The organism is Arthrobacter sp. T2-23, assembly GCF_055398325.1.
In genome coordinates, this window is sequence record NZ_AP027917.1 from 1,511,543 (window position 1) to 1,525,434 (window position 13,892).

The 13,892-nt window shown below is 63.2% G+C and carries 5 protein-coding genes; all 5 read right to left on the reverse strand.

Features of this window, described 5'->3' with window-relative positions; genetic code table 11:
• Positions 1-16: 16 nt before the first annotated feature.
• The 5 genes from drmC to drmD are packed head-to-tail and all read right to left on the reverse strand — an operon-like array spanning position 17 to position 13,637.
• Positions 17-727 (reverse strand): DISARM system phospholipase D-like protein DrmC, encoded by a 711-nt coding sequence (gene drmC, locus ACZ5Z0_RS06935; protein ID WP_464110461.1) that lies wholly within the window; start codon positions 725-727, stop codon positions 17-19.
• On the reverse strand, positions 717-2,795 hold the full coding sequence (gene drmB, locus ACZ5Z0_RS06940; RefSeq protein ID WP_464110462.1) for a DrmB family protein: 2,079 nt from the start codon (positions 2,793-2,795) through the stop codon (positions 717-719). Before drmB ends, drmC begins: the two co-directional genes overlap by 11 nt.
• Entirely contained in the window at positions 2,795-6,511 is a 3,717-nt protein-coding gene (drmA, locus tag ACZ5Z0_RS06945; protein WP_464110463.1) for a DISARM system helicase DrmA, read from the reverse strand. The genes drmB and drmA overlap by 1 nt, the downstream gene beginning before the upstream one ends.
• A complete protein-coding gene (locus ACZ5Z0_RS06950) occupies positions 6,508-10,581 on the reverse strand; it encodes an Eco57I restriction-modification methylase domain-containing protein (protein WP_464110464.1) in 4,074 nt (1,357 codons plus the stop codon). Before ACZ5Z0_RS06950 ends, drmA begins: the two co-directional genes overlap by 4 nt.
• Positions 10,569-13,637: a DISARM system SNF2-like helicase DrmD gene (gene drmD / locus ACZ5Z0_RS06955; protein WP_464110465.1), complete on the reverse strand. Its 3,069-nt coding sequence runs from the start codon at positions 13,635-13,637 to the stop codon at positions 10,569-10,571. Before drmD ends, ACZ5Z0_RS06950 begins: the two co-directional genes overlap by 13 nt.
• Between the last annotated feature and the right edge of the window lie 255 nt (positions 13,638-13,892).

The window sequence follows — 13,892 nt, forward strand, 5'->3', positions numbered from 1 at the left end:
GGGGTCGGCGTGCGGGCTATTTCTGTACCAGTTGGTAGAGCGTGCCGTGCTTGCTGGCCATCGTGGACTCAACAGACTGGGCGAGAGCGGAGTCTTGTACGAGAAGGCCGAATTCGATGTTGCGGTTCTCGGCGCTGAAGGAGAAGTTGGCGCTGGTCAGCAACAGCATTTCATGGTCAATGACGACGAACTTCGCATGACTGACCACGGGTTTGCCGGTTGGCAGAACGGCGGATCTATAGACAGTCGCACGCCCGAGATGGGCTTTGATGTTCACGGCGTCGGCCTTGTCCCCGTCGACGTAGACGGTGACGGTGACGCCGGGCTGTTCGGCGCTTTCCCGGAGCACTGTCCACATCTTCGAGGTCTTCTCGAAGTTATACGTTGCGCAGGTCACGGACTGGCGGGCGGAGCGGACGAGCCGGTGGAACTCGCCCGTGAGGTGGCCGATTTTGGCTTCGTTGCCGGGCATGGTCCAGACAGGGGTCAGGTCCCGATGGACGGTCCTAGCTCCAGCGACAGCCTGTAGGACGGCAACCGAGCGCTCGACGTCAGTGTGCCCAAGGCCGGCGGCTGTAAGGAGTCCGCGGGCCCGTTCACGACGGGAGGCACTGACCGCTCCGAGGGCCTTGGCGAAGTGCTGACCCGCGGCGAGCTGCGCGGCAAGTCCCCCGGCTTCGGCAGCTGTGAGGAACTCGCCGAGCGCCGCGAAGGGGTCAGACGGCATCCACGCTCCCAAAGAACCCGGGCACCGTTGGACCCATGGTGGTCGGCAGGTTGAGCAGGAAGCGCCGGTCCAGGAACCGGTTCGACTTCTCGCACGAGGTCTCCGAGGCGAACGTACAGCAGTGGCAGGCCGCACCATGGAGGAAGTCCTCCGGGTCGCTGGGGGTGCGCACCGCACAAACGGGGTCCGAGGAACACCGCGACGCCCTGCGCAGAGCCGAGATGACGAGGCCCTCCAAGCGCGCAGGTTCGGAGAGTGCGACCAGCCCGCCGAGCGTTCCCTCGCTGTCGGAGGCGGTGGTGCAGATGAGCAATCCGGCCGCCGCCTCGCGGTGCGGCCCCGCAGGCCATCCGTAGATGCGTTCGGTGAGGCTGGCAGCGCCGTAGCCACAGGACATCGCCATCTCGCGAATGAGCGTGTGGGCAAAGGTGTGCAGGAGCCAGTACCGCGGGCCAGGCAGCCGGGTGTCGGGATTTACTGATGCGGCGGTCTCCGAAAAGCGGCGGGAGAAGTTCAGTCGGTGTGCCTGCTGATGAGCCGTCCATAGCGGGGAGTCGAGGATCTTCTTTTCCCACTCGTCCACGGCTTTCAGGTCGAGCTGAAGGAAGATTCCCTCGCCGCGGTCTTCGGTCGCCGGCACCCAGGCTGGTCTGCCTTTGCGCGTTAGTTTGACGAGGCGGCTGGCAAGGTCGTTCACCCGGTCCATCTCGTCGAGCCGGGTAAACCCGAGAACGGCGTTGATTTTTTTCATGCGGTTGACGGCGACGACTCGCGCAATGCGCGCGTGGAGGTTCTGCCCTCGTTGCATCTCGGTGACCATTAGGCCGCTGGAGTTTTGCTGCTGCGGGAACAGAGTTGGCTTTTGCAGGTACCGCCATTCCGGCACGAGTAGCTCGACCGGGTCCCAAGTGGCGAGCTTCTCCTGGCGGACTTCCTCGGGATCGACGGGCGCGAGGACGTCCGCGACGGCGGCCGCAAGGCTCGGGTCAGACACATCCTTGAGGTCGATCTTTCCGTCTGCCACGTCCCTGAGGGTGTCCAGATCGGAGGCGTACTTGGCGATCTTTTCGATTCCCACGGCAGCGCGCAATTGGTCAGCGAGGGCTTCGGCTTCTTCAGCGTCGGTGCGGGGCATGACAATGACCGACTGGGTGGAGGAGAACCAGAGGTTGGATGCCCCCATCATGATCAGGGTGGGACGGGCGCTGCATTCGGCGTCGAAGGCGTTCAGGTGCGGGTGTCGTCCACGGCATTTCTGCGGGAGTTTGTCCCGCCCGGCTGCGCCCTGGGCTTCGGCCATGCCACGGGATGCGCCGCAAGAGGCGCAGCTGATGACGGATCCGATGCTCTGTCCGATGTTCGCGTCCCGCATCTTCAGGTCGGGTGCCTCGGCTTTCGGGCATATTCCGCCGCGGTGCACCCATAGTGTGTAGGGGAACTCGTCGAGGTGGCCGTTGGTGCAGGTCAGCAGGTGCGGGGCTGGAACGGCCGGGCTCTGGCGTTTCCCTCCGGCTGCTCCGGCCGCTTTCCTGCCACGGCCCGGACAGCTCTGGTGGGTGAACTGGGCCAAGTCCGGGCGGAAGGGATGGGTATTCGTGTAGCTGAAGCGCGGCAGAGGTCCGAGGTAGTCGCAGCCGGTGCAGCGCAACCACTGCGGGAAGACGCGCGCCGGAACGCCGAGGTCGGATCCTTCCTTGGACATCGCTCCCTTCTTCGGCTGCCACGGGAACGGGCGGAGCGAGTCAACCTGAGGCCCGAGGTGAAGCCGTACAACATTCAGCAGCCGCGGTTCGACGATGGTCGGGGTGAATTCCCGGCGCTTCCAGATCGGTTCCCAGTCGTCGAGCCCGGCCGGCATCACAGCAAATCCTGGGAGGTCCATGATCGCGCCTGGGCCATAAGTGTAGAGCAGCGAGGAGGGGCGTGCGGAGCCGACCTTTGCACGGTTCTTGACCGTGCCCTCTTCGGCGTCAGTCAGCGGGTCGAGCGTCTGCCCGGGATCGTGGAACATGGCGAGGCGGTTTAGCGGCTCCGCATTGTCTTTATCGGTGGAGATGGTTTCGGCCATCAATCGTCCTCTCCCATTGGCAGGGCCCACTTCGGGACTCCCTCGGGTGCCCGCGAGAACAGCCGCTCAGACAGCGGGCTGACCAGCACATTAATTTCCGGCTGCACTTCACGCATCGAATTGGCAATAACGAACGGCGCCTCGGAAGACCCTCCCACCGATGCCCTGGCATTCTCGGGGCTGATGATCAACGGCAGGTACTTGTCGCCTTCTCCGGTGCGTTCGTACACCAGAGTCTTGCTCATCTCCGCGGCCCGCTTCGCACGCTGGTTCCAGCGGTCAATGCGGTTCACAAGAAGGTCACTTGCCTTCTTGGCGATTCCCTCGTCTTGAGCAGCTGCCGCGATGCGTTTTTTCAGCCGATCCGCCAGCGCTTCGAGCGCCTCTGGCTGCTCCTTGATCCGCCAGGCGCTGCGTTCCGGGGAGAGGCCATCAGCGACGGGAGCCTGGAGCACCCGTGCAACGCTGACCAGCAGTCCGTCGATGCCTCGCTCCAGCGAGGTCGGTGAATACGGGGTCACTGAGAGTGCCTCGACCTGGGCGTAGAACGTGCTGTGGTAGTTCCGGAACTGCTCGAAATGAGCCAGGTCACGTGGGCGCGCCCAGTTCCCGAGGGCGACCACGAGACCGGGCCGGTCAGAGGGATCGCGGCCGACGCGCGAGGATGCCTGGATGTACTCTGCGGTGTTCTTCGGCTGCCCGACCACGAGCATGAGCCCCAGTCGCTGCACGTCCACGCCGACTTGGAGCATGGAGGTCGCCAGGACGACGTCGAACGGCGCGTCTTTCCTGCCGGCAGGCTTCTTGTTGTCGCGGATGGCGGCTATGCGGGCCTGGACAGCTGTGGTCGTGTCAAAGTTGGGGTCGAACTCCAACCCGAGCCGGTCAAGAGTCCTGCTGATCTCGGCCGAGGCGATCCGGGAGGTCAGCTCGGCCATGTGTAGGTTGCCGAAAGCTGCGCCGTATCGCTTGGGGAAGCCCGAGTCCTTGCGCGGGTTACCCACCCTGTTTGCCACATCGTCGGCGATATACCTCGCCATGCCCGCGAGTTCACGGGTGGCATTGAAGTAGCCGACCAGCGTCATGTACGGGTCCGCAGCGCTCCCGGCCCTGTCGAAAAGGAGCTGGCTCGCCAGTAGGAGTACCTCGGCGAGCCGGATTTCCGCACTGGAGAGGCGCACACCCTGGGCACTGACACCAAGGTACCGCCGCCCCGGGTTCTCCCGACTGACCGGAACCTCCTGGGAGAAGTAGGTATCAGCGACGTCGAGCACTTGCGGGGGAAAGATCTCGACCTGCCGCCCGTAGAGTCCCCGCACTTGATCCTGCGCGTTGCGCACGGTCGCTGTCGAGGCCACGATCAAGGGTCTCACCGGTTTGCCGGCTGATGTTTCCCATGAGGACAGGGTCTCCACAGCTGCCTCGAAGAGGCCGACAGCTGTGCCGAGGGCCCCGGTGATCAGGTGCAGCTCGTCCTGGATGATCAGGTCCGGCGGCCGCAGCCGGTTCACGGTCTGCACAGTCGCTGCCGGGTGCCCGTACTTGCTCGCCGGGTGCGTGGTCGTGATGTCGCAGTTGCTGTAATCCGGATGGACGTACCCGTGGCGGCCGCACCTGCGGCTGACGTATCCGAACAGTGAGGCCGCCTCGCCCTCGCGGGCGAGTCGGGCGAACTTGTCCACGGTCGCGATTACAAAGGCGGGGGTGAGGCGGTAAATCTCCTCGTCGACGGTGAGTACCGGCAGTCCTTCATTGACGAGGCCGCCCTTGGAGAAGGGGCAACGGGCGAGGTCGTCGCCGCAGTAAACAAATACCCGACGGACTGTCGCATCAGTCTTGACCTGGGTCGCTGTAATGGGCGTGCCACACCAGGGGCACCGCTGAATCTGGAGGACCGTCAGCCGGTGGGAACCGTATTCGTTGGCCTTGGTGAGCTGCTCGTCCGCTTCCTCGAACCGTTTCGGGCTCACGTCTGTCCCTACCCACAGCCCGATGCGGAATGGCTCGGCTCCCCAAATCTCCTCATTTTCGCGGCGCGCCAGCTCGGCCGCGCACATCAAGGTCGTTGCCCGCTGGAACTGCTGGGCGGTCAGCAGTCGCAGGGTGTACCGCATGAGAACCGCTACGCCATCGCGCCCGTCGAGCTGGCCGTCAGTCGAGGAGACCAGGCCCTGGCGGCGACGGATCGCGAACGTGTAGGCGGCAAGGCCGAGATAGGCCTCGGTCTTGCCACCACCAGTGGGGAAGAACAGCAGCTCAACGCGAGCAAGGTGGTCGGCGCTGCGGAATTGTGCTGTCGGATCGGTCAGTGCCCCGAGCTGCATGAGGATGAACGCAAGCTGGAACGGACGCCAGGAAGCTGCGCCCGGACCCTTTGCGGCAACTGCTGCCTGTGCTTGCTCGATCGTCACTGTTGGATCAGATGCCCGCAGGGCTGCTACCTGGGAGGCGATGCGCTGATCGCGCATCACGCGGTTCATGAACTGGAAGCAGCGCAGCGCTTCAGGATCGCTGGCGATGTGTTCGAGCCCGTCGGCAAGCCGTTGGCGCGCCTGGGCCGCATCCCACAGGACCGCCTCGGCGGTCTCCTGAAGATGCGCCGGAAGACTCTTCGCAGTTGCCCCCTGTTCGTCGAGCCACGCACCGTAACCCGAGACCAGGGGGGTCAGGCCCGCCTTCAGTCCCTCTGGTGTCACTGTCGAAAGCGCATCCATCGACAGCAGCGCGTCTTTTACCGATCGTGCGCGTGTCTGCGGCGTTTCAGCGACAGGAAGCCACGTCGTAGAAACCTCAGCTGCCCGCCGTGAACCAGTGCGCGCCACCCAATCCACCGAACAGGTACGACCGATCGCGAACTCCAGGCGGTTGCGGTACTGGAGGTTCAACCGCTTGACCTCGTCGTCATACTCCGACCAGTCCTGCTCCAGCGCATCCCGCACCGGGAGAAACACCTCCGCCCCGCCGGCGTTCACGCGGAGCAGGGTCTGGAACAGCCACATGTTCACCGGGATCGGCATCGGCGTCTCCCGGTCATTGCACAGGGCAATCTCCACCAGAACCCGGCCGAACTGCGGATCGTCGTACCTGTCCACTCGCAGGCAGATCGAATCCCGCAACGTTATCGTCGCAGTCTTCCCCGGGGTCAGTTGAGCGAGCGTGATCGTACGGGGTTCTTCGACGGGAGTGCGCTGGTAGTGACGGATGGTGCGGCCGGCTTTGGTGACCTGGTCGGTCTCGACCGTCGAGTACGTACCCCATGATGCAGTAACGGTGAACGAAGCCAGGTCTGCCGGCACCTGGAACCGTAGTCCCATTGACGCCGGGATCATCAGCCCCTGTTTCGGGGTGCGGTCCTCCGTGTCATCGTCGTCGGCGTCCGCAGTTGTCTCGTCGGCCGCGAATGCCGGAACACCGCGCTGCTCACGGGCAGCGTCACCGTCCATGCGGGCCTCGACGATGTGCCCACGCTCTGGGGCGCTTTCGGATGCGCCGTCTTTCAGGGCCTTGCCTGTGAGCTTGACTGGAGCGATGTGGCCCACCAGATACTGGGAGCGGGGGCTGAACGGCAAAACTTCTTCAGGTCCGTGGATCGGCCCGAGCAGTTCCCGCTCCAGGATGTCGGCCAGATTCTCGCGCACCATGAATGACGAACCATCCAGCTCGTGGTTGAGCTCGTACGGCTTCTGTGGTGAGCGCGTTGTCGTAGTCTCACTCATGAGAAAAGTACCTCCGCCTGCTGCGACACAGCTTTTCTGCCTCTTGCCGTTTTCTTCGGGCTTGCAGCGGCCTGCGAAGCCGCTTGGATGCGGTTCTCCTCCAACAATCGGCGCCGCAACTCATCGCGTTGAGCGGAGTCGCATGTAAAGCGCAGAACTCCTGCAAGCTCGTGGAATCCGTGGTTAAGATCGAGATCGGTCCACCCGTAACTGCCTATTACCGCAGCATCAAGAGCCATTTGTGCCTCTCGAAGTCGGGAGACCGCATATCCGCCCGAATTAGGATTGTCCAAAAGGTTGTAAAGCTTCGTTGGCGATGTGACCTCTGACAGAGCCTCGTCCCGAACCGCAACGAATTCATCTGCAGCCGTCATAAGATTCTGATTCTCAAGATCGGGAAAGGGGAATGTGCGCAGGCAGCGCGACACAACGTAGTTACTCGTGGCGCCGCGGCCTGTGCGGGTGCGCTCGAACCAAGCCGAGTGTACGGTCGATGAGAGTACGCCCAAGACAGGAGCAGAAGCTGAGGCGATCACGACGACCTTGTGCGAAAGGAGCGAGCGGTGATCGTGCCTGAACAGGAAAACTGGCACGCGGGTGTCGCCCGCCAGGGCTATGAACCGATCCAGTTTCATAGCTTCCTGGAAGAGCTCCTCGCGTTTGTCCCAAAACGCCCAATATCGATGCTCGTGCATTTGGCTTGTGATTGCATCCCTCACAGGTTTGACTGTCGTACGGAGGTGCTCAAATAGGTTGGGCATTTCCCGGCGAAGTGAATCTTCGTCAACGTAGGCGCCCACATCGATAACATTCCGTCCCGATGGAACTCCAGACATCAATGTCTGTCCATTGACGAAGGGCCGCAATGCGTGTTTTTCCACCTCATTGAGAGACTCCAAGATCGGAGCATCCGCCTCAAGGACGAGTCCTTCACCATAGGCCTTAACTCCAGTACCGGCAAAGAAGGGAAGATCCAGTGGCGACGCGGATGTGATATCTGCGACGCCTGCGTCGTCTAGGGACGGAGATAATGCCGAGACAGCACGGCCATCAAGGATTCGGGGAATTTCCGATGCATCCGAAGGTGTTTTCGATGCCCAAACAATCGCGGCACCTGTTGACGCTTGTCCTGGCCAGCGGAACGCCGACACTGCTCGATAGAGCGTTCCTTGTTCCACCAAGAGCTGCGTACTCATCAGAGCAGTGTCGCCCTGCCCAATTCGATCGGTGGCTATCAGCCCCAGGGACCCACCGTCCACCATTAGCAACCACGCCCGACGAATGAAATGAGCGCTTATGTCTGCCGAACCTTTCAGTCCGCTCAAATCTGCCTTGATCCAGCTTTCAATGTTTGAGCCATTTGCGATAGCAATTCTCTTCCCTGCGAGGAACGGAGGATTCCCAATGATGGCGTCAAAGCCGCCGTGATCAACCATTACGTCGGGAGCTTCGAGTACCCAGTGGAGAGGCTGCCAACGCTCGTAGTCGGTTTGCACAGTAGGGGTGAGCCCGATGTCGATGATCGCGTTGAGCCATGTACTGTCAGGTTGCTCACCGAACGTTTCCTGGTGCGCCTTCTTCACGGCCGCCCGGAGATTCTCGTATGCCTCATCGAGCGCCCTGCCTGGCTTGCCTCCGTGGGGCAGCCCAGCGGCGATCACGCCGTCGGCGGTCGCACGCAAGGATGCGGTGACCTCGCGAAGCTCTCTCAGCTGACGATGCTTCGCAGCACTGCTACGGGCGGGGTCGTCTTCGTCGATCTCCGTCGCAAGACGTTCGCGCAAAGCGACTGCCTTGCGGACGATGGCGTCGATGTCGACGTGGAAGATGTCGAGCATCTCGCCGGGCGTCACGCGCTTGGTGTCGATGTGGAGTTTGTGGAGCTGATCGAGATTGGTGAGACCGAGCAGGGAGTTGCCGACAAACACCTTGTCGTCGACAAAGGAGAACGGCATGTCGCGGTCGAGGGATACGAGCCAGAGTGAGAGCTTGCACATCTCGACGGCCATGTCGTTGATGTCGGCGCCGTACAGGCAGTTCGCGACAACCTGCCGGATGGCCCGCAGGTATAGGTTCTTACGGTGCGAGTTGGACGGGTCTTCCTCAGTCCATGCCTCCACCACGCGGTCCGCGAGGTATCGGGCAGCAGCCACAAGGAACGCCCCGGACCCGCAGGCGATATCGGCGACCTTGAGTCCCAGCAGTTCGTCGGAAGATTTCAGCTTCCACTGCTCGCCGTCAGCGGTCTGATGCGGGCCGGGAGAGTAGCACAGCGGCTGGAGAGCATGGAGAACGACCTCTTCAGCCAGGGACTTCGGCGTGTAGTGCGCGCCGGCGTTCTTTCGCGAAGGGGTCTCCTTCACCACCAGCCCTCCGGTCACGACAACGAACGGGTGGCCCCGCAAATCAGGCCTGATGAGCCCAAGCCATGGCTTGATGCGGTCGCGCAGCGTGTTGTCGTCGCCAACAGTCTGAGTGAGGGCACTGACTGCACTCGGGTCGGCCGCTGCGGTGACGGCTTTGGCGATCGCCGCAGCTGACGACGGGCTCGCAGAGGGCTGGTCTTTATCAACCCATTCGCGGACCGCCGCGGCGAGCTTCTTCGGGTCGGTGTAGGTAGTCGCCAGGTCTTCAAGTACGGCCAGCGGAATCTCGGGCTCAGCTCCGGTGGTTCCGATGATGCCGATGGTGGGCTCACTGACGCGTGTCGCCGTATAGCCAAGCAGGCCTTCGTAGATGTAGCCGATCTGCTCGACGTCGATGTCGCGGAATGAAATCTGCCGACTTTCCCCTTTCACGTAGGCCACCTGAATGGAGCGCAGCACGTGCAGCATCACCCGGTCGGAGACAGTGACCGCGAGGGCTCCCTGTTCATTAGTGTCCGTGAGGAAGGGGAACCGTACCGGGTCGAACAGAGACCCTCCGTAGGCGGGCATGCGCAGGTTCTCGAAGGACGCCCCTTTGTAGAGAGCCTGGCTGGTTGCAAGCATCCGGTGCCAGGTCAGCGAGGTGGCATCGAGAGCTTCCTCGCTCTCCTCGTTCTGCCGGGCAGTGAGCCGCTCGAGTTCGGCGGCGATGCCGTAGCCCTGCTCGAAGAGCTCGCCCGCAGGAAGCAAGCCGCGCTCTTCCGCGAACAGCAGGAACACCGCCCGCATCATCACGGTGACGGCAGCCTCGTAAATGTCGTGGGAACGGTCAGGGAGCGGGTTGGGCAAGCCACGGCGTTCAGCTTCGGCAGCAGACTCTGAGAATGACTGGATGAGCAGTTCGACGGCCCGCCGTACCTGCGCACCCAGGGCCTCGGTAATCTCCTCCGCTGCGGCGATGGATTCCTGGAAAAGCACAGGAAGCCGCTCGGCGGGGTCGCCACCGATGATGTGCTGCCTCCCGACCAGAGTGAGGAAGGCGTCCCGTGCCCGGGGTTCTTCGACCCAGGCGAGCGCGTCCACGATGCCGGAAGCGGCCATGCTGCCCTCGCGGGCGCAGACCAGGCCCCACCAGCGACCGTCAGTGACGATGCCGATCTCGACCCTGTTTTCGCGCAGCAAAGCTTCGCAGCGATCGACCGGCGTTGCTGCCCACAGGTCGCTGGGAGTCTGCCGCAGTGAGTCTGTCGGATCCACGACGAGCACGAGGGCACCAAGACCGTCCAGGCCGACAAGCGCCCCCTGTGCGGTGACGGTGACAGCGCGGTTAGGTGACTGCGCCTCTACGCCAAGGACCGCGCCCCATTCCAGCGACTCCCCCCAGCCGACGACCTCGCGCAGAACTGTTTCGACCCATTTGTCGCGTTCTGTCCGGTAGCCGCCGAGCCTGGTGTCACTGCCGGGGTCGCGGTCAAGGGCTTCCCAGGCAGACTCGAACGCCGTGCGGGCTTCGATTAGTGCGTAGAAGCGGTCTGGGTGAGTGGCGCGGAAGTCCGGGATGCCGTTCGGCCATACCTTTTTGAGCGGCGGGATGGCGAGGAACGGCCCGTCCGTGTCAACGAGCTGGAGCCACGCCCGGTGCAGGTCGGTAGCGTTGGTCTTCAGACCCGTGACCTTCTTTGGTCGAGCCATCAGTTGGTCCATCCTTCTGCGTCATGACGGGTGAGGGCGAATACGACCGCTGCGGCTGTGGTGTGCGGCTTGACGTCGGCGTACCGTTCTTTGATCGCGTCGATCTCACGGGCTTCTTCGTCATCGAGTTCGTCCAGACGGCGTTCCATGGCCTCCATGTCCCGGCGGCGCTGGCGCTGCTGGTCATCCGGCAGGAGCATCGCGGCCGCCTCGTCTTCGGCGCGACGCAGACGGGCGAGCGACTCGCGAAGGTTAGTCCGGAACGCTGCGAAGATGTCCCGTCCCCTCTGGATGTCTGCTTCCTGGCGTCGCGTTAGCTGTTCGAGGACAAGCTCGTGGCGCCGGCCGGCCCGGGCCTGCATGGACTCTTCAAGCCTGATGCGCAGCGGCGCGTCGGGCACGTTCCACAGGTCGCAGAGCTGGTCGCGGACGCGTTCGTCCGCGAGTGCGATGTTTTCGCCGTCGAGTGCGTGGTCAAGGGCATTTTCGGCCTTCTCCTCTGCCATCGCGCGGCGCCCATGCAGGCGGACGCCAGCCAGGAAGACTTCTTCGTGCAGGCGGATGCCGCCCCGTCCGACTAGGACCATGCGGGTGACTGCGGCGACGAATGACTCGGGCAGATCGTCCACCACGACGGCGGTCACCCGGCTCAGCGGGGAGTCGACGCTCCACAGTGAGCGACGCAGAAGACGCTGGGCCTTCTGCACGATCGGGTGTCCGAGGTGCACGTACACAAGTTCATTGCGCCCGTCCGCTGCCTGGGGGTCGAAGGTGATAGGGCGTAAGGAATCGGGTTTCAGACGTGTCGGCAAGCCTTTGAGGGCTGCACTCCATCCCGCCGACAAGCTGGGCACGTCGAATACCTCGGCGTCAGTGCGCTCCTGGAATTTGTGGTTGGGCGTGAGCGGCTGCTGGTGGTTAATCCGCAAGGCGGTGTCGACCACTCGGCGCAGGTTGGCCGGGTCCAAGTGCATTTCCGTGCGTGATGCCTCGTAGCCCTGTTCGAGCTGCGTCAGCCTCGCGTTGAGCTCCATGCCGCCGGCGAGGGCAGTGTTGATGACGTCATTGGTGTCAACGCCTTTCGCTTTGGCCCGCACTGGTGTCCGCTTGCCGAACTGGCGCTGTATCTCGTCGCCGATGACCTGGTTCACTGAGCCGAGGTCCTGTTCGACGTTTGCGACTTTTCTCGCGACGCGGGCCATGAAGGAGGCGTCTGCGGCGTATACGGAGGAGTCATTGGCAGGGGCGAAGTGGTAGACCAGCGGTTCCTGCTTCTGGCCGTACCTATCAATGCGGCCGATGCGCTGCTCCAGGCGCGACGGATTGAACGGAATGTCGAAGTTCACCAGCCGGTGGCAGTGCGTCTGGAGGTCGATACCTTCGCCGGCGGCATCCGTGGCGAGCAGGACCCGCACCGGTTCTATCTTCGGGTCCTCGGTGAATTGGGACCGGATGTACTCGCGGTCCTCCGGCGAGGTGGAGCCCTGGATAACGGCCAGCCTGTCCCCGTACCCGCGCTGGGTCAGTACACGGGTGAGCCAGTCGACAGTGTGGGCGTACTCGGTGAATACAACCACTCGATCTGTCGAAAAGTCTTTGCCGTCCGGACGGCACACCGAGTCGAGGTACTTCAACAGTTCATCGAGTCGGGAGTCCGCCCGGGATTCGTAGCTCAGGCCCCATTCCATAAGAGCTTGGAGCTGCTCCGGCTCCGCCGCGACCAGCGGATCGGAGCCCTTCGATTCACGCAGCCGTTCGGCCTCGTCCTGCTCCCACAGGCCCTCTTCCTCATCCGACTGTCCCTCGCCAAAGACGTCATCGTAGTCATCGTCTGCCAGACCGCGGCCTGCCTTGGCGCTGAGGTAGTGCGAGAGGGTCTGCCCGAAAGCGAACGGGCTGGACAGGAACCTCTTCTTCAGCAGCATGGTGACGATGTCGCCGCTGGGTTTGGTGCCGTTGGCCTTGGCACTTTCGACGACAATCTGATCCAGGAGCTGGAACATCTCCTGCTCGTCGTCGCGCGGGGTGTAGGGCAGGGCGCTGACCTTGCGCTTTTTGAAGTCCTTGCCCGTCAGGTCGCTCTTGAGGCGGCGGACGGTTACATCCTTGAGCGCTTTGGAATCCAGGAGCGCGCCGCGGGAGAAGCGCCGGGAGTCGATCATCTCCATCAGTGCGGTAAAGGATTCCGGGTGTCCATTGTGCGGGGTCGCGGAGAGGAAGAGCCGGTGTTCGCATCGTTCCGCGAGATCCCTCACCGCGACGGTGCGCTGGGTGTCCACGGCGTACCCGCGGCCTCCGGCGATTGCGGGGGGACTGGACGGGGCGACGTGGTGAGCCTCGTCAACCACGAGGATGTCGAATGCGAAGCGTTTCGCCGTCTTTGGGCTTTTTACTTGCGCATACACGTCGCGCAGCAGCCGCTGGGAGCGGAGTTGGGGCAGCCAGGCCATGCTCACGATGACACGGGGGAACATCAGGAACGGGTTGGCGTGCAGTCCGTGGGTGCGGCGTACTTCTGCCATTAGCTCGGAGTTGACGATGGTGAAGTCCAGCCCGAACTTGTCCCGCATCTCGTCCTGCCATTTTAGTGACAGGCTCGGAGGACACACGATCACAGCGGTGCGGGCACGGTGCCGCAACAGCAGTTCCTGAATCACCAGGCCCGCCTCGATGGTCTTTCCCAGGCCGACATCGTCGGCCAGCAGCAGGTTGGTGCGCGGCGCGCCGAGGGCACGGCGCAGCGGCTCAAGCTGGTATGCCTCCACGTTCGCGCCGGACCAGAACGGAGCCTGGTAGCGGTTTGGGTCGGCGCTCGTGACCGCACCCCACCGCATGGCGTCCACAAAGCCAGCCAGGGTGGTTGGGGCATCGAACTGCTCGGCATAGATCGTCTCCGGCAGTCCCTGAGCCGGAGTGAGTGTGTGACCTACTTCCAGCTCCCACACCACTGACAGCTGCTCCCCGAGACGGTCCTCGTCAAGGGACTGTAAATCGACCACGTGCGTAAGCTGCGCAACTGATTCGTCCGCCGGGCTGCGGGGCAGTCCCTGTGCCTGAACGTTGGCCACGGCCCAAGTTGATCCGCGAACCTCGACAACCTGGCCGGGCTCCGGCAACGGCGGCGCGGCAACAGCTGATGCTGACACGTGTGACTCCTAGCTCCGTTGTTTCACCACTGGGAACCCCAGCACGTTGCAACGGTGACGCCCGGGGTGTGGACTCATCTAATCATTGTCTGATGGGAATCCTCGTAACTTGCGAGCAACTCCGCCTTCTGAGGGTGCAGACGGCTTCTGAGGGTGCAGACGGCTTCTGAAACTGAC

Coding starts and splice junctions, on each gene's coding strand:
- ACZ5Z0_RS06950 (WP_464110464.1), bottom strand. CDS start 10,581: ATGGACCAACTGATGGCTCGACCAAAGAAGGTCACGGGTCTGAAGACC.
- drmC (WP_464110461.1), bottom strand. CDS start 727: ATGCCGTCTGACCCCTTCGCGGCGCTCGGCGAGTTCCTCACAGCTGCC.
- drmA (WP_464110463.1), bottom strand. CDS start 6,511: ATGAGTGAGACTACGACAACGCGCTCACCACAGAAGCCGTACGAGCTC.
- drmB (WP_464110462.1), bottom strand. CDS start 2,795: ATGGCCGAAACCATCTCCACCGATAAAGACAATGCGGAGCCGCTAAAC.